Raw genomic sequence first — 16,967 nt, forward strand, 5'->3', positions numbered from 1 at the left:
AGGGGGATTGTGGATGCAACAGATTTTACAGGATGTGATCGGTGTAATTAACGACTTTTTCTGGTCCAAGTTGTTGATTGTCATGCTGATCGCGTTGGGACTATTTTTTACGTTCCGCACTAAGGGTCTGCAAGTACGAATGATCGGAGACATGTTCCGGGTCCTCAAAGAATCAAAACGCGGCTCCCGAGACAGCATTTCGCCTTTTCAAGCATTTTGTATCAGCATGGCGGCGCGCGTGGGTACGGGTAACATTACAGGGATTGCTCTTGCCATTGCGCTGGGCGGTCCGGGTGCGGTGTTCTGGATGTGGATCATTGCGATCATCGGCTCGGCCTCGAGCTTCGTCGAAAGTACATTAGCACAGGTATATAAAGTGAAGGACAAAGACGGATTCCGTGGCGGGCCGGCGTATTACATGGAGATCGGATTGAAAAAGCGGTGGATGGGTATCGTTTTTGCGATACTGATTACACTGAGCTTTGGTCTGGTCTTTAACGCGGTGCAGTCCAATACGATTACGCTGGCTTTTGAAAATGCCTTCGGCACGAGTCGGCTGGTCGTGGGTCTGCTGATGGCGGCTGTGTTTGCGGTCATCATTTTTGGGGGGATCAAGCGGATTGCCAAAATGTCCGAATATATCGTCATCGTACTGGCGGTGCTGTATATCGGAATTGCGCTGTTTATTGTGATCATTAATATTCAGCAATTGCCGCAGGTGTTGTCCCTGATTGTACGTAGTGCATTCGGTTTCGAGCAGGTTGCGGGAGGCTCCATCGGGGCAGCTTTGATGCATGGCATCAAGCGTGGTTTATTTTCCAATGAAGCAGGAATGGGGAGCGCACCGAATGCGGCTGCTACCGCAGACACCAGCCATCCGGTCAAGCAAGGCTTGATTCAGGCATTCGGGGTGCTGACGGATACGCTTATTATTTGTACGAGCACGGCAATGATTATTTTGTTATCCGGTGCGTATACGAAGCCGGGACTTAGTGGTATTGAGCTGACCCAGGCGGCTCTTAGTGTGCACATCGGCCCGTGGGCGTCCGGTTTTCTTGCCATCATGGTATTCCTGTTCGCTTTCAGCACATTGATCGGTAACTACTATTACGGTGAAACGAACATCGAGTTTATGAAATCCAAGAAAATCTGGGTATGGCTGTATCGCGCTGCTGTAATTGGCATGGTGATTTTCGGAGCGGTGGCTAAAGTGCAACTGGTGTGGGATTTGGCTGATTTATTTATGGGTATGATGGTTGTCGTCAACCTGATTGCCATTGCTCTTTTATCCCGAGTGGCTTTCGCAGCTTTAAAGGATTATTCACAGCAGAAAAAGGCGGGTCACGACCCTGTTTTCTATAAAGATAGCATTCCGGGGCTGGAGCAAGTGGAGTGCTGGGAGCGGGAAGCCAAGCTTTAAGACAACACCTGAGTACAAGCTCGGCGCACCGATCTGATTGCGTCTTGAACCATACGGGTAAATACGAGGGATGACCCTTCCGTTAGCACTTTTTCCCGTGAGGATGTAGCGGCAGTAGTGGTAGCGGCAGTGGATGAACGGCAGACGTATCACCGTGCGATTAATCTGGCGTCAGGCAGCACGTCCATTGCTGAGGCTATCCGGCAGGGTTGATGGATAGAGGAACATTCGCATCATAGTTGGAGAGAGGCAGACCAACGGTATTATTCCGAGGTCTGCTTTTTTTGCTGCTTCTTTTGGCTATTTATTGTCCCCACCATTGCATGAGAAGGTGATTAACGACAAACGTGCAGGCCAGGATGATAGCCCAAAGTGGCCGTTCGCTGGCAGACAGCGCCGCAGTCGCTAAACCGAAAATAACCAGTTCAGCGCCAAGATGGGCCCAACCTTGAAGGGGAAAGGAGGCGGCAGGAGAAACGAAGAGTCCCCAAAAGATCATCACGAAAACAGGCACTCCCACCCCTTGTACCAGTCGTATAGGTACGTTAACTCCTGTTTTAAACCCCCAATATGCAAAAGCGACAATACCGCAGACTTCCAGCAGGAAACGGACAGCCCAATTGAGCATTTTTAATCCCGAAAGCAGTTCCAAGTAAATGATCCTCTCCTTTAGCTCCATGTGATAAATACAAACTCCAGTCCATAACAGCGAAAAAATTTGATTTAAACTAACTATATTACTTATAATACTAATACAATTAGTTTAAATCAAAACAAGGAGCTGAGATGAATGCGTATCGTTCAAGTGCAGCATGTGTATCAATTGACATTTATGCCTCGACTGTTCCCGGTGAACTGTTACTTGGTGGAGGAGAACGATGGGCTCACCCTGATCGATGCCGGATTGCCTTACAGTGCCAAAGGTATTGAACAGGCCGCTGCGCGGATAGGCCAGCCAATTATACGAATTGTACTTACCCACGCCCATGAGGATCATGTGGGTGCGCTGGATCGGTTGAGGGCAAGGTATCCTGATGCACAAGTATTCATTTCCAGACGGGATGCGCGGCTGCTGCAGGGCGATGTATCGCTGGAGACAGATGAACCGGATACTCCCATTCGGGGCAGTGTGCCGAAGCGTATTCTTACCCAGCCTGATGTTTTGCTGGAGGATGGGGATCATGTAGGCGCGCTGCTGGCGATCAGCGCGCCGGGACACACGCCGGGCTCGATGGCATTTCTGGACACTCGTACCCGTGCGTTGATTGCAGGCGACGCCTTTCAGGTCCGAGGGGGTGTGGCGGTGTCGGGAAGGCTCAAGCCGCTGTTTCCATTTCCCGCACTGGCTACCTGGAACAAGGCAAGCTCGCTGGAAAGCGCCAAAAAGCTAGCGCTTTTCAAACCGTCTTTATTGGCTGTCGGTCACGGTAACATGCTACAGCATCCGCAGTCTCAACTGGAAAGGGCAATTGAGGAGATGGGGCAGCAATGTACAGCGCAATGACGCCACATTCAGCCAGAACTCACAAAGTCCTCAGCTAAGGCAGATACAATATGAGGAAAATAGAAGCAGAGAGAGGTGTATCGGATTTGAACGTTTGGAAAGCGAACGGTCTGAAATATATACTTCTATGTAGTCTCATATTGTGTGCTGTCGCTAGTGTTGTTTCTTTATGGAGTTATTCAGGCAGCATCGGCTCTACGGATGCTTTCAGTCCAACATGGGAGCGTCTTCCCAGGGTGTGAGCACAACGATGGAAAGATAGCAGGTTGTCATATGTAAGAACAAAAGAAACCGCTCTTGGGCAAATGGGAAGTGGTGGTCAAGTCGCCACCAACCACAAGCTCAAAGAAGCGGTTTTTTATTCAATCTATATATTCGTTCAGTTTCTGTACATCGCAGATGGTAATCTCTCGTGTACCCTTAATATGAATAATCCCCAGCTGTTCAAATTTTGCGAATTTGCGACTGATGGTTTCGCGTGTGACACCAACATAATTAGCCATTTCTTCGCGTGAAAGGGGGAGATTTATTTTAATGTAGGAGCCGTCCGGCTTGCCGTATTTATGCCCAAGTTCAAGAATCATATAGGCAATACGGATTTCCGGGTCCTTGGTAGCCAGGCTTTGAGCCAGCTTTTCGGTATGTGCCAAGCGTTTAGTAATGGTTTTGAGCAGCTTTAAAGAGATATCGGGATTGTTGCGGATCAATTGCTCCATATCATCCTTGGTGAGCATACAAATATCCGTATTTTTTAAGGCATAGGCACTAAAATTACTCAGCTCGTCACTGTTAAATATATTCAACTCGCCAAAAAAATCGCCAGTTGTCAGAATGTGCAGAATTTGTTCTTTGCCCTGAGGCGTCATCTTCAGAAGCTTGACATGCCCGCTTTTAATAATGTACAGCGTATCGGAAGCCTGTTCCTCCACAATCAAGGCCTCGCCTTTCTGATATTTTCGGTGTCGGATCATGGAGCTGACCTTACACAAATCTTCGCCGGACAAAGAGGAAAAGATAGGCACTTTGCGGGCACAGGGCTCCTTTTCGCACTGGCAGGGGCAGGACATCTCATTCACATTCATTCACTCCATTCATAAACCGGAAACTACAGGTTATAGCGCATGGTTGTTATTCTGCATCATCTATTGGGGCAAAATGGCTTTGATCCTCACCGCAGACTGGACAAACCCAGTCTTCCGGAAGGTCTTCAAACGCTGTACCAGGCATAACGTCTTCATCGGGATCACCCATAGCAGGATCATAAACGTATCCACAGGGCTGACATACATATTTTTTCATCTTTAGTTCTCCTTGTCATTTAAAATTTTTGTAAGCTCTGGCGCATCTGGTTTGAGTCCTTGGATGATGGCTGTTTTATATGGAAGTGAAGCGAGAGCATCTCCAAAGCCAATCACGCCGCAGATAGAGCCATTTTGTATGAACATACGTGTATAGGAAGCTCGATTTTTATTAATCAGGCTGGTGTCGCAGACGTGTTCATCTACTAGACCGATGGAAAAGAGAGGGGATTCGTAGCAGTTCGAAAGGGTTACAGGGAGGGTACGCTGATAGCTGACGGATGCGCCCGCCATATTAGCGCCTGCTATTTTTCCCTGCTCCATTGCGCTTTCCCATAACCCATCTACTTTACTCTGAAATTCGGCTGCATCACCTGCCGCATAGATATTGGCGGAGCTGGTCTCCATCTGTGCGTTCACCAAGATGCCGTGTCCAATATCAAGGCCGATTTGGCGAGCAAGCTCCGTATTAGGTACAATTCCGATGGAATACACGACATGCTCGCAGGGAATTACAGAGCCGTCCTCTAGTTCTACACCTTCTACATGATCTGTGCCTGTAATACGCTGTACGCCTTGCCCAAGGTATACCTGAGTACCCCGTTCGGTCATACGATCGGTCAAAATAGCGGAGGCCTTTTCATCTAGCTGGCGGGGCATAAGCCGATGCGAAGCTTCCAGTATGGTTACAGCATACCCTGCTTGCTGGAAGGACCAGGCGGTTTCCACGCCTTGAATACCGCCGCCGATGATACATATCCGGTCTTCCTGTCGCAATTCTGCTTTAAGGCTATCTGCATCTTGTCGAAAACGGATATTGTGAACGTTCCTTAGTGAAGCTCCGTCCAGCACAAGCTTACGGTTGTGGGCTCCTGTACACAGCAGCAGCTTGTCATAAGCAACGGTCTGCCCATTTGCCGTTTCAATGGTGCAGTCCTCTGCATGTATCGCGGTGACCTTGATGCCGGAATAAACATGAATTCGTTGGTTGGCAAACCATTTTTCCTTTTTGATTAGGATTTTGTCGCTGTGCAAATCAGTGAATAGTCCCTTGGAAAGTTTGACTCTGTTATACGGAAAGGATGCTTCCTCCCCGTAAATAGAAATTTCGGCCAGCTCATCATGATCTCTAATTGCTTTTGCCGCGTTGACGGCGGCGACACTGCCTCCGATAATAACGTAATGTTGGTTACCCATTCAGTATCTCTCCTATTCGCTATACGCTACTGTGTTTTAAATAACACTAAGCAGTAGATCTGAGACAAATTCAGCGGCATTTTTAATTTTTTTCACTTTTTCAACTTCTGTAGGAGAGAAACGAATACGTACTGGGAATTCCACATGGGTCATACCCGTTGATTTGATGACATCTGAAGTGCTTTGGACCTTCATATTGGTACCGTTCAAGTAATCCTGTACGACTTCAATGGCTTCCCCGCTCCAGCCGTAGGAACCAAAGGCAGCAGCCAGCTTGCCTTCCAGATTCATCTTTTGCATTTGTTGCAATAGGTCTTCCAATTTGCCCGTCATGTCGGCATATTTGGTAGAGCTACCGACGAAAACAGCATCCGCAGAGGCAATACTATTCAATATTTCCGTTTCATCGGCTTTATCCACGTCCCATAGCTCCACCTTGATTTGGTTCTCCAAAAAGCAGTCTTTCAGGATGTTTGCCATTTTTTTAGTATTATTTTTTAGGGTGGCATAGACAATTGCTACTTTTTTATCATCCTTGGTTTCGGTACTCATAGAGGCGTACAAATCGATAAACTTGGCAATGTCATGTCGGATCGCGAAGCCGTGGGAAGGAGCAATCATCTCAATATCCAGGCCAGAAACAGCTTCGATTAATGTACGCACATATCTGCGATGCGGATGAATAATAGCCTGATAGTATCCGATAAAGTCCTCGGTGATATCAAAACCAGCCTCATCAGCAAATAGATGCTCCACAGCCACGTGTGTACTGAAAATATCGCAAGGGAACAAGATTTTATCCTCGATGCAGTACGTAATCATGGTTTCTTCTGTATGGAGGTAAGGCGTTTCCTTGAACAGCAGCGTCTTGCCTCCAATATCCAGTTGGTCCCCGTCCTTGATTACGAGGAAATTGCGATGCTGAAGCTTGTACATTTGTTGAATTTCCGGAACGGCAATCTCAGTGCAGACAATCGTAGCGTTCGTTGCCTTGGAAGCAAGTGCCGCCAATCCGCCCGAGTGATCTGGTTCCGTGTGATTGACGATAATATATTGAATGTCCAGCGGATCGATCAATTCGGTTACAGCTTCGGCGAATTCTCTACCGAATGCCATATCCACGGTATCCACAATGGTTGGTTTTCCAGTTTTCAATAGATATGCATTATAGGTTGTACCCTTAGATAGTAGAAGACGATGAAAGGGAACCTCACGATTATCAATTTTTCCTACCCAATAAATATCCTTTGCCAGTTGAAATCCGGGCTTCATAGGAACAACCTCCTGCTTGTTTTTGTTTGTCTGACACCATTCGATTCTAGTTGAATGGGACCATGAAAAAGAGGATTGAAATCAAATTTTTGAATATTTCAAAATATTTATGACTTAAATTTATATTTGTGATTGCAATCACAAGTCCGGCGTAATAATCAAATACAATAAGACCGTATAGATTGAAGCCTGAGAATATGTCAGGTATACAATCCATCATAGACAAATCCAATTTCAAACAGGAGAGTGAATCTACATGAAAAAATCAAACCTCATTCAATTTCAGGAATATAAAGAAGCTGCCTTTACTAAACGAATTGTGCATAAGGAAGCCGACAATGTAATTTTTATTCTCAACTTTACTCCTAATGCTGAACTGCCAACACATAATCATCCAGGAGCAAATGTATATTTGCTTGTTCTTGAAGGTAACGGTACTGTAACTGTGAATGGTGAAGAAACGGAAGTGGTCCAAGGGGATATGATCCATATTACCGGAGATGAGCGCTTTTCCTATCGCGGTGGTGCGGAGGCGAATTCCAGCCTGCATGTGGTGTTGACCAAAACGCCAAGTGAAAGCTATGCGCAAAATATATAAATTATAAAAATCAGAAGAAGAGGAAAAGAACTCCACATATAAAAAAGCCGCTTGGGCATTAAGCCAAGCGGCTTTCTTTAGTGGGGGGGGTCACACCCCGGAATACGCCATGAACCCACCGTCTACCGGGATCACTGTCCCTGTGACAAAGCCGATGTTTGTTCATCCACGAGCCATAGCAGAGTGCCAAGCAGATCGTCTGGTACGCCGAAGCGGCGCATAGGAGTATGGGCAATGATTTTATCCGCACGTTCAGTGAGAGAGCCGTCCTCATGGGCAGGTCGTCTTCGCATGTCCATGTGACATGTAAAAGACGGCCTGCCTTGTTACCGTAAAAGTCTGGCAGCTCTACTCCAGATTAGCATGTTGACCAAACATAGATTCAGAGGTCAGTCTGCGTAGCTCCATCGTTCTGAGTACCAACGCATCGCCATACAACAGTAAGGTTTGCTCAAATAGTGAGCCCATAGGCTGAATGGTTTGGTAATCCTTGTTGGACGGGTCCTTGGGGGCGCCCGGAAGCTTGACGATAATATCAGCCAGCTTGCCGATGGTCGATCCGGGGGAAGTGGTCAGAAGCGCCAGAGAAGCACCGAGCTTCTTCGCCTTTTCTGCCATCGAGGTCAGACTTTTGGTTTCACCAGAGCCTGAACCGATAATCAGCAAGTCGCCTTCGCTCAAGCCGGGAGTTACTGTTTCCCCGACCACGTAAGCCTGAACACTCATATGCATCAGCCGCATCGCCAGCGAACGGATCATGAAACCTGAACGCCCTGCACCTGCCACGAACACTTTATTCGCGGATTCAATGGACTGGATCAGTTGTTCCGATTCTACATCACTGATGAGCTGTGGAACCCATTGCAGCTCCTTGAGCACCTCGGATAAATATTGAGAGGTTTCCATTGGAATTAACCTTGTTTAATGAGCTGTTGCATTTGGGAAGCAACGGCTTTTTTGTCGTCCTCGCCAGTGATCCCGCCGCCGATAATAATCAGATCCGGTTGAGCCTTAACGACCTCAGGCAGGGTGCTCAGCTTAATGCCGCCAGCAACGGCTGTTTTGGAGTTTTTCACGACTTTTTTAACAGTTTGCAGTGCTTCGAACGGGCTTTGTCCTTCAGCTTGCAGATCATAGCCTGTATGCACGCAGATGTAGTCTACGCCGAGAGCGTCGATTTCTTTAGCGCGTTGCTCCAGGTTTTTAACACCGATCATATCCACCAGGATTTTTTTGCCGCCTTGTTTTTTCGCTTCTTCTACCGCACCTTTGATCGTCGCATCTTCAGCTACAGCCAGAATCGTAACGATATCTGCGCCAGCTTCGGAAGCTTTCAGCACTTCGTAACCGCCTGCATCCATAACTTTCAGGTCAGCCAGCACTTTCAAATTCGGAAATGCTTCTTTCATTGCTTTTACCGCATGTAGTCCTTCGTTAATGACAATCGGTGTACCAATTTCTACGATATCAATATACGATTCTACTTCTTTTATCAATGCAATCCCTTGCGGGATATCTACTAAGTCTAAAGCCAATTGAAGTTCCATGTTATAACTTCACTCCTTTAGTGAATTTGTATTTGATGAACAGGTACATACTCTGTTGAGTGCTGCGAATACTTTGGTTTCATGCACAGGTTTGATTGTAAGCCCCCGGTATCCGATTGAAAAGTACGCACTAATCCGTAACGTAGTTACCCTGAGGATACTATGGCTTCTCTTTGGCCTCCTTTGGAGGGCCTGATTCGCGTCTTTTTTATGAATTAATTGAATTGACTTCAAGTTAGGTTTTGTCTATATTTGTAATATACTGGTATGCGAGTGGAACGAAAATGGGGATGCTCCTGATGGGAATACACTGTCGTTATGATCCGAATGTCCCTTCCAGTTGCGCTCTACAGCAGAACCGGGAGGATGGAAACCAGCAGCACAGCTGCCCTGAATAACAACCATTTGTCTATGGGTAAACGCATTTTCAGGATATGGAGGCGGGTTTTAGTGGAAGAGGTCCTGAACCAGAGGGAAGCTATTTATTTGTTGTCGGACAGCCACGAACTCGACAAGGCTTGTGAGTTGTTTAGAATCAGCTACACACATAACGATTGGGATGAAGCGAACAAGGTTGCAGACTATCTGCATGCTTTGGCTGAAAGCCTGTATCACACCCAACTGAGAAATACTGCGGACGGCAAGCACGAGACATTGAATACCAAACATCCGTTGGTATTTTATTATGCATACAGCTATCTGGCGAAATCTATTTATTATCAAAATAAAGGCAAGTATGACGAAGCTAGAGACTATATTATGAAGTATAGCGAGATGGGCTGGTTTATGGGGCTGGATGAGAGCGGTCATGAAGAAGTGGAAAGATTTCGTTTTCTCGCTAAAGCCAACCTGTACACGATTGAATTGCTTTCAGGAAAACGGGAGCTTCTGCCTGAATATGTTGAATTTCTTCACGCTAATGATGAGGAACTGCTTCCAGGACTGGTCGGTATTACCGAAGCAGCTAATTTGAACAACTGGAATATTGACGACCTGCTGAATGATTTTGCCCGCGATATTGAGATATTTGAAGGTTATGAAGATAGAGGAAACCGCGTATATTATGTAAAGCTGGTTAACCAATTAGCCATTTATTATTTCAAACAGGAGCAGTACACCGTTGCGTTGAATTATGTCCTGGTCTCTCTGCAATCCTCTGGTAGTGTAGAAACAGATGCCAATTTCAGGACACTGGTCGCTCTGTTTGAGGCTTATCGAGATTTGGCAACATCGTCACAGCAAGAGCAATATCAAACCATTTTATTAAGGGGACTTCATAATGAAAAAGGCTTTAATCTCGCTAACTATGGTCTTGACGTTTCTTAGTATTGTGATTTCAGTGGGAGCTGCACTAGGAGAGCTGGAACCCGTGAATCCTTCCAATCATGGTGTTTTCTAAGTTACTGTTTAAACTCGGTTTGAATGATAAGTCTCGGCAGGGATTTTGTAAATAAAAGGAGCATACTTTAACGCTTTTGGCGATAAGTGTGCTCCCTTCTTTCGTGTGAAATTACATTTATTCTACGATATAAGAAGTCAGGTTATTAGCTAACTGCTGCATCGTTTCACTCGCTTGTTGCATACGCTCCATCACTTCAGTAAAAGAGCTTACGAGAGTCGCTTGCTCATGAGAGGAGGAAACGATTTGTTCAATTTCCTGCTCCATCTGACGAATGGAGTTTTGTACATCCTTGAGGGCTCCTTCGATATCGACCGTTGCTTTTTTGGACTCTACGGATAGCTTACGCACCTCTTGAGCCACGATGCCAAAGCCTGCTCCCGCTTCCCCCACACGTGCGGCTTCAATAGCAGCATTCAGTCCGAGTAGGTTGGTTTGCTCGGAAATTTCCTTGATAAATACAGCAACTTGATTGATTTTTCCTGAGTTTTGCACGGCAATTTGGGTGTTTTTCAAAATCTGTTCACTGGTAGCCTGAAGTTCCTCGGAATGCGCTGCTACATGTTGCACCATATCAATGAGATGCTCGGTGATGGAGCCGTTCTCGGATACGATTTGATCCAGTTGATTTTTGTTAGTCAAATTATAAGAGGCCGTAAATGCTGCAACGACTTCGCCCTTTTCGTCAAACACTGGAATACTGACTGTATCAAGAGGATATCCCAAAACTTCAGCAGGAATGTGGGTCAGGCTGGGTTCACGTCCATTTTTAAGCGTGGCAAAATTTTTGTAGCTCTCGAGCAGCTCCGAGCCAGGTTTATAGCCGAGATCCATACCCTCTGACTCGCTATAAGCCAGAACATGAGTGCGGTCGAAGAGAGAAAGGGTCACTTTCTCACGCATAATCTGCTGTATGTAGGGGATGGCTGCAATTAATGCATCTACTGTATTCAAATAGATAACCTACCTTTCTTTACTAGGTGTATTTTTTATAGTTATATATATTTGTCGGTCTACGGAGGGATAAAAGTTATAAAAGTAATGAATAATTTAACGAGTATGAGAGTTTCAGAAACAAGGCACACCGCTTCAAGTCAGGAAACGATATGCCTTTTCGTTTATAATGATGCAAAAGCTTCTTGTATTCGGGTCACTCGCCGCGCTGTTCGAATAATTGTACGATTTCGACAATGACCTTGGCTGCAAGCACCATATTGTCTACAGACACATACTCGAACTTGCCGTGATAGTTCTCCCCACCTGTAAAAATATTAGGTGTAGGTAGTCCCATATAGGACAACTGTGAACCATCTGTACCACCGCGAATCGGCTTGATAATCGGATCAATGCCCAGCTTTGTCATCGCTTCATGGGCAACATCCACGATGTGCTTGACGGGCTCGATTTTTTCCTTCATGTTGTAATACTGATCTCTCAGCTCCAGAACGATACGGTTTTCCCCATATGCGGCTTGCAGCTCTTTAACCACGTTCGTTAAGTGAGCCTTCCGGTTTTCAAAGCTTTCACGATCAAAATCACGGATGATATAGTACAATTTGGCTTGTTCTACCGTACCCTCAAATTCCAGCAAATGATAAAAGCCATCGTATCCGTCCGTGTATTCCGGAGCTTCATTCGCCGGCAATCGTCCGTTTAGCTCCATGGCAATTTTGACAGCGTTAATCATTTTGTTTTTGGCTGTACCGGGATGGACATTAACGCCATGAATAGTAATATGGGCGGCTGCGGCGTTGAAGCTTTCATATTCCAGTTCTCCGAGCGGCCCGCCATCGATTGTATACGCATATTCAGCACCAAAAGCAGCTACATCAAACCGTTCCGGTCCTCTTCCTATCTCCTCGTCCGGTGTAAATGCGACGCGAATCTTGCCGTGCGAGATCTCAGGGTGATCCAGCAGATAATGTATGGCTGTCATAATTTCTGCGATCCCGGCTTTGTTATCTGCACCAAGCAATGTAGTACCGTCCGTCGTGATCAGGGTATGACCTTTATATTGGAGCAGTTCGGGGAACTCGCGCGGAGAAAGGTTCACACCCAGCGTTGCATTCAGCGTAATATCGCCCCCATCATAATTTTCCGTCAGTTGGGGCTTTACCCCTGCGCCAGTCATTTCGGTAGCGGTATCGAGATGGGCCAAAAAGCCGATAACCGGGACCTCTTTATCCGTATTGGAAGGAAGGGTTGCCATGACATAGCCGTTGTCGTCCATCGTTACATCTGTCATACCAATGGCTTTCAGTTCATTGACCAGCAGTTTGCCCAGTGTGAGCTGTCCTGGTGTGGTCGGGCAAGTGCTGCTGCTTTCATCGGATTGGGTATCCACCTGAACATAAGTGGTCAGGCGTTCAATCAGTTCCTGTTTCATGCGTATATCCTCCTTGTGGTCATTTCTGATATGCTACATATTTTATCATGATTGGACTTGTTATATGAAGAATTTGGCTTTACCTTCTAAAACGACGGCTTGTGTTGCACAGAGACGACGAGTAAGATAACAGTAAAAGAACGTAAAAATGGAGTAAAACCATCAAAGGAGTCTGCAATGCCTACGTTAAAAGATATTGCTCAGGAGGCCGAGGTTTCCATATCGACAGTTTCCCGAGTGTTAAATTATGATGAAACATTGTCCGTTTCGGAGGAAACACGGCGTAAAATTTTTGAGGTCGCGGAGCGTATGAAATATACGACAGCCAAACGTAAAAACGGCGGTATCGGGCGTCAGCCTCGTAAAAAGGCCGAGGGGCCGATCCGGCTCGGTATGGTCCATTGGTTTAGCGCGTATCAGGAACTGGAGGACCCATATTATTTGTCCATCCGGTTCGGCGTGGAAAAGGAATGCCGCCAAAGCGGAGCGCAATTGGAGCGCATTTTCCGGCGGGAAGACCTGGCCGCACTGAAGACGCTGTCTGCACTGAAGACGCTGTCCGAAGGGCTGCACGGGCTGATCGTGCTCGGACACTTTAGCAGGGAGGAAGTGGAGCACATGCTGGAGCTTCCCATCCCTTGTGTTTTTCTGGATCACCCCGTGGAGCGAACGGGTGCGGACTATGTCGTCATTGACCTCGCTCGTGCTGCGGCGGACGCGCTGGATTATTTGATGGATGCGGGCCATCGTCATATCGGTTATGTGGGTATGGGTAAGGATGAGCAGGCCCATGATTTCAACCAGACGGAGCTGGATGCGCGGTATGAGACCTTTTTACGGTATAAAGGGCAGCATGCGCTATGCACATCGAACGACGTTCATGTGTGTGGCGGGACGGCGGCAGACGGCTTTCGTGCGATGGAAGCGGCCATTCTGGCAGGGCCGGAGAACCTGCCTACAGCCTTCTTTGTGGCGAGCGATTCGGTGGCGATTGGTGTATTAAAGGCGCTGGAGCAGCATCAAATCGCTGTCCCTGAACGTATTTCAATCGTCGGCTTCAATGATATTCCGACAGCGGAATATTTGACACCGTCGCTGACGACGGTCAAGACGTATACCGAATTGATGGGGGAAACGGGCGTTCAGCTCTTGCTGCATACGGTGCGCAACGGTCCGAACGAGGTGGGTCGAAAGGTCACCATTCCGACCGAGCTGATGATTCGTAACAGCAGTGCGTCGCCGTTTACGGCTTCGGTATAGAAATGTGCTCCATTGTGTGTTTCATGACCTTTACAGCTCCGGATGCCGGGGCTGTTTTTTTGTATAGGCAGAAGAAAAAAACGGAATTGACAAATGTTTTGTAAATGGTTACATTGAAAATATATTTATTTTACTAAGTTTTACTCGTTATTTTTACTTAAATATTTTACTGTGGTAAAAGAGTGAAAAATAAAAGGTTGAGGTGACTGTCTATGCGTACCATTTTGCCGTTGAATGACCAGTGGTTTTACCGTCCTGAATATGTTGAGAGCGAAATAAGCGCAGGAATTGATGCGAGTCGGTATGAGCCCATTCTGCTGCCACACACCAATGTAGAGCTGCCATATAACTATTTTGACGACAAGGCGTTTCAGTTTGTTTCCACGTATAAAAGGGAGCTGAACATTCCGGCAGATACCAAGGGGAAACGGGTGTACGTCGATTTTGAAGGGGTCATGACTTACGCGCAGGTATATCTGAACGGGGTAAAAGCGGGGGAGCATAAGGGAGGCTACACACCGTTCAGTATTGAATTGACCGGACTTGCCGAATACGGCGGCTCCAATGTACTGACGGTCATCGTCGATTCCACGGAGCGGGACGACATTCCTCCTTTTGGGGCAGTCATTGACTATCTGACCTATGGCGGTATTTACCGTGAAGTGCAGCTGCGAATTGTCGAGCCTGTGCATCTCGGCACAGTATTCGTCCAGACACCGGAGCCGCTTGCGGCAAGCAAGGCGGTACGTGTAGTCGTAGAGCTGGAGGGACTTGGCGATCAGGAGGAAGACTTGAAGGTTGCTCTACGACTTCTGGACGGAGCGAGCGTGAAGGCGGAGACCGAGCTGACAGCGGTGACGGCGGCGGAAGTGACGCTGGAGCTGAAAGAGCTAACCGATCTACAGCTTTGGGATATAGATGATCCCAAGCTATATGAAGCAGAGCTGACGCTGCTGCGGAACGGGGAAGAGCTGGATCGGCTGAATGTGCGCTTCGGCTTCCGCGAAGCCGAATTTCAGCCGGACGGGTTTTACCTGAACGGGCGGAAGCTCAAGCTACTGGGCTTGAATCGCCACCAGTCTTACCCGTATGTCGGCTATGCGATGCCGAAAAGAGCACAGCGACGTGATGCCGATATACTCAAAGAGGAATTGGGCCTGAATATGGTGCGAACATCGCATTACCCGCAGTCTCGTCATTTTCTGGACCGTTGCGATGAGATCGGATTGCTCGTTTTTGAGGAAATTCCGGGCTGGCAGCATATCGGCGGTGAAGCGTGGAAGGAACAGGCGGTACAGGACGTAGAGGACATGATTATCCGCGACCGCAATCATCCCTCCATCGTGATCTGGGGCGTGCGGATTAATGAATCGCAGGATGATCATGAGCTGTACACACGTACCAATGAGCTTGCACGCAAGCTTGATCCGACTCGTGCGACTGGTGGGGTGCGCTATATTGTAGGCAGCGAACTGCTGGAAGATGTGTATACGATGAATGATTTCGTTCATGACGGTGGGCATCAAAAATATTTGGTGAAGGAAATTCGCAATTTCGAGACGTATGACAATGCAGATGGCGTAGATGGAGAAACAACAGGCTTGCGACCGCCGTCTTTGGTAACAGAGCTGGATCATCCGGTCCCTTATCTGGTGACGGAATATAACGGGCATATGTACCCGACTAAGCGCTTTGATCAGGAGGAACGGGTAATGGAGCATGCACTGCGCCATACGCGGGTGCAAAATGCTTCCTACGCTGACGCGGGGATTGCCGGAGCGATTGGTTGGTGTGCTTTTGACTATAATACACACGCGGATTTTGGTTCTGGCGATAAAATCTGCTACCACGGTGTCATGGATATGTTCCGCTTGCCCAAATTCGCAGCGAACGTGTATCGCAGTCAGAAGCGGGTCGAGCAGGAAATCATTTTGGAGCCAGTCACTTACTGGTCACGTGGCGAACGGAGCATCGGGGGCGTTGTGCCGCTGGTTGTGTTCACCAATTGTGATGAGGTGGAATTCATTTATGGTGACGAGCGCAAGGGCGTCTATCGTCCGAACCAGGAAAAGTATCCGGCGCTTCCGCATCCTCCAGTCGTCGTCGACGAATTGACAGGTCACTGGGGCATGAAGTGGGAAGATGCCGTGTTCATAGGGTACGTGGACGGTCAAGAGGTCATTCGCAGACGCTATTCCCGTAATCCCGTACCCACGGAGCTGCGTGTAGCTGCGGATGATACAGTGCTGGAGGCGGGCGATTGGGACGTGACGAGAGTTGTGGTGGATGCTCTGGACGAATACGGCAATGTCCTGCCTTTCTATGCTGATCCGGTTTCCGTGGAGGTCGAGGGAGCGGGCGATTTGATCGGCCCTTCAACCTTATCCCTGATTGGTGGACGTATTGCGTTCTGGGTTCGTACAAAGGGAGAGGCGGGTAATATCCGTGTGAAGGTTTCCGCGCCATCCCGTTTTGACCCGCAGGAAGTAAGTATTCGCGTGCAGTAGAGTTAAAATAGAATATTAACGTTATATGACGTAGGTTATTTCTTCGTTTATTTAAGAAGGGGATGTCCAATCAGATTCTACAAAGGATCTGAGAAGGCAACCCCTTTTTGGCTTGTGTATAGGGACTTTAATCTATGAATCTGTTAATTTGTGTCTTATGGCTGAGTCAATTGACGTTGCGTTCATAGATTGGAAGCATAGAATACACTATCAAGCGCAAGGGAGGTGAATCCTATGGCGATTCTATTACCTCAGCAATTCTATTCTCTCGCTGCCAATATTGGTAAATCATACTTTGAAAACTTGAACGGTGGCGCGAATGCTACAATTACCGTTAATAATAACGGTCCGGCTCCGATCAATCTTGTCGTTACCCTTGTTAACGCACCCGTGATCACTTATGTTATCCCTCCAACTAACAGTCTCACGTTGGCTGTTGCTTTACTGCTGGTAGCCGCTCTTCAGACTACCGCAGCTGGAGCAGCTACGGGTACGATCCAGATTGCGACAGCTGATTTTTAAGCTGTAACGAACTGATCCTCTAACTCTAGTTTGCCGCAAGGTGAGCTAGAGTTTTTT

Annotated in this window: 16 protein-coding genes and 1 pseudogene; 7 read left to right on the plus strand and 10 right to left on the minus strand. The window is 47.4% G+C overall.

Annotated features, from left to right (window positions below):
- Positions 1-13: 13 nt before the first annotated feature.
- Positions 14-1,420: an alanine/glycine:cation symporter family protein gene (locus L696_RS0112200; protein ID WP_025683878.1), complete on the plus strand. Its 1,407-nt coding sequence runs from the start codon at positions 14-16 to the stop codon at positions 1,418-1,420.
- A gap of 304 nt (positions 1,421-1,724) precedes the next feature.
- On the opposite strand, the gene L696_RS0112210 is transcribed toward L696_RS0112200, so the two are convergent.
- Positions 1,725-2,072 carry a YrdB family protein gene (locus L696_RS0112210; protein ID WP_209440960.1) on the minus strand — a complete coding sequence of 116 codons (348 nt, stop codon included), beginning with the start codon at positions 2,070-2,072 and terminating at the stop codon, positions 1,725-1,727.
- Between the two features lie 138 nt (positions 2,073-2,210).
- Here L696_RS0112210 and L696_RS0112215 point away from each other — a divergent pair, with 138 nt between their 5' ends.
- The gene (locus L696_RS0112215) at positions 2,211-2,924 is read left to right on the plus strand and encodes an MBL fold metallo-hydrolase (protein WP_025683880.1); all 714 of its coding nucleotides are present in this window, start codon (positions 2,211-2,213) and stop codon (positions 2,922-2,924) included.
- 362 nt (positions 2,925-3,286) lie between these two features.
- Here L696_RS0112215 and L696_RS0112220 read toward each other — a convergent pair whose 3' ends face one another.
- From L696_RS0112220 to L696_RS0112235, 4 genes are all read right to left on the minus strand, one after another.
- Positions 3,287-3,991, minus strand: coding sequence for a Crp/Fnr family transcriptional regulator (locus L696_RS0112220; protein WP_025683881.1), 705 nt, complete (start codon positions 3,989-3,991; stop codon positions 3,287-3,289).
- A gap of 61 nt (positions 3,992-4,052) precedes the next feature.
- Entirely contained in the window at positions 4,053-4,223 is a 171-nt protein-coding gene (gene rd / locus L696_RS0112225; protein ID WP_013373674.1) for a rubredoxin, read from the minus strand.
- A gap of 2 nt (positions 4,224-4,225) precedes the next feature.
- Positions 4,226-5,419 (minus strand): NAD(P)/FAD-dependent oxidoreductase, encoded by a 1,194-nt coding sequence (locus L696_RS0112230; protein ID WP_025683882.1) that lies wholly within the window; start codon positions 5,417-5,419, stop codon positions 4,226-4,228.
- Between the two features lie 36 nt (positions 5,420-5,455).
- A complete protein-coding gene (locus L696_RS0112235) occupies positions 5,456-6,691 on the minus strand; it encodes an FprA family A-type flavoprotein (RefSeq protein WP_025683883.1) in 1,236 nt (411 codons plus the stop codon).
- Positions 6,692-6,947: 256 nt separating this feature from the next.
- Here L696_RS0112235 and L696_RS0112240 point away from each other — a divergent pair, with 256 nt between their 5' ends.
- Complete coding sequence (locus tag L696_RS0112240) at positions 6,948-7,289, plus strand: cupin domain-containing protein (RefSeq protein ID WP_025683884.1); 342 nt, start codon at positions 6,948-6,950, stop codon at positions 7,287-7,289.
- A gap of 90 nt (positions 7,290-7,379) precedes the next feature.
- On the opposite strand, the pseudogene L696_RS29525 reads toward L696_RS0112240, so the two are convergent.
- The 3 genes and pseudogenes from L696_RS29525 to hxlA all read right to left on the minus strand — a co-directional run.
- Positions 7,380-7,564 (minus strand): annotated as a pseudogene (locus L696_RS29525) (SDR family oxidoreductase); the annotation flags it as partial.
- A gap of 73 nt (positions 7,565-7,637) precedes the next feature.
- Positions 7,638-8,195, minus strand: coding sequence for a 6-phospho-3-hexuloisomerase (gene hxlB / locus L696_RS0112245; protein WP_025683885.1), 558 nt, complete (start codon positions 8,193-8,195; stop codon positions 7,638-7,640).
- A gap of 5 nt (positions 8,196-8,200) precedes the next feature.
- Positions 8,201-8,836, minus strand: a complete 636-nt coding sequence (gene hxlA, locus L696_RS0112250; RefSeq protein WP_025683886.1) for a 3-hexulose-6-phosphate synthase — start codon at positions 8,834-8,836, stop codon at positions 8,201-8,203.
- 450 nt (positions 8,837-9,286) lie between these two features.
- Between hxlA and L696_RS0112255 the strand changes: the two genes are divergently transcribed.
- Positions 9,287-10,162, plus strand: a complete 876-nt coding sequence (locus tag L696_RS0112255) for a hypothetical protein (RefSeq protein ID WP_025683887.1) — start codon at positions 9,287-9,289, stop codon at positions 10,160-10,162.
- A gap of 190 nt (positions 10,163-10,352) precedes the next feature.
- Here the strand turns inward: L696_RS0112255 and L696_RS0112260 are convergent, their stop codons facing one another.
- Together L696_RS0112260 and pepT are read right to left on the minus strand one after the other, a co-directional pair.
- Positions 10,353-11,189, minus strand: coding sequence for a methyl-accepting chemotaxis protein (locus tag L696_RS0112260; protein ID WP_025683888.1), 837 nt, complete (start codon positions 11,187-11,189; stop codon positions 10,353-10,355).
- A gap of 196 nt (positions 11,190-11,385) precedes the next feature.
- The gene (gene pepT / locus L696_RS0112265) at positions 11,386-12,621 is read right to left on the minus strand and encodes a peptidase T (protein ID WP_025683889.1); all 1,236 of its coding nucleotides are present in this window, start codon (positions 12,619-12,621) and stop codon (positions 11,386-11,388) included.
- Between the two features lie 177 nt (positions 12,622-12,798).
- On the opposite strand from pepT, the gene L696_RS0112270 reads away from it, so the two are divergent.
- From L696_RS0112270 to L696_RS0112280, 3 genes are all read left to right on the plus strand, one after another.
- Positions 12,799-13,881: a LacI family DNA-binding transcriptional regulator gene (locus tag L696_RS0112270; RefSeq protein ID WP_025683890.1), complete on the plus strand. Its 1,083-nt coding sequence runs from the start codon at positions 12,799-12,801 to the stop codon at positions 13,879-13,881.
- 212 nt (positions 13,882-14,093) lie between these two features.
- On the plus strand, positions 14,094-16,388 hold the full coding sequence (locus L696_RS0112275) for a glycoside hydrolase family 2 protein (RefSeq protein ID WP_025683891.1): 2,295 nt from the start codon (positions 14,094-14,096) through the stop codon (positions 16,386-16,388).
- Positions 16,389-16,622: 234 nt separating this feature from the next.
- A complete protein-coding gene (locus L696_RS0112280) occupies positions 16,623-16,910 on the plus strand; it encodes a hypothetical protein (protein ID WP_025683892.1) in 288 nt (95 codons plus the stop codon).
- Positions 16,911-16,967: the final 57 nt, after the last annotated feature.

The sequence above is a fragment of the Paenibacillus maysiensis genome, assembly GCF_000520815.1.
Lineage (GTDB): Bacteria > Bacillota > Bacilli > Paenibacillales > Paenibacillaceae > Paenibacillus > Paenibacillus maysiensis.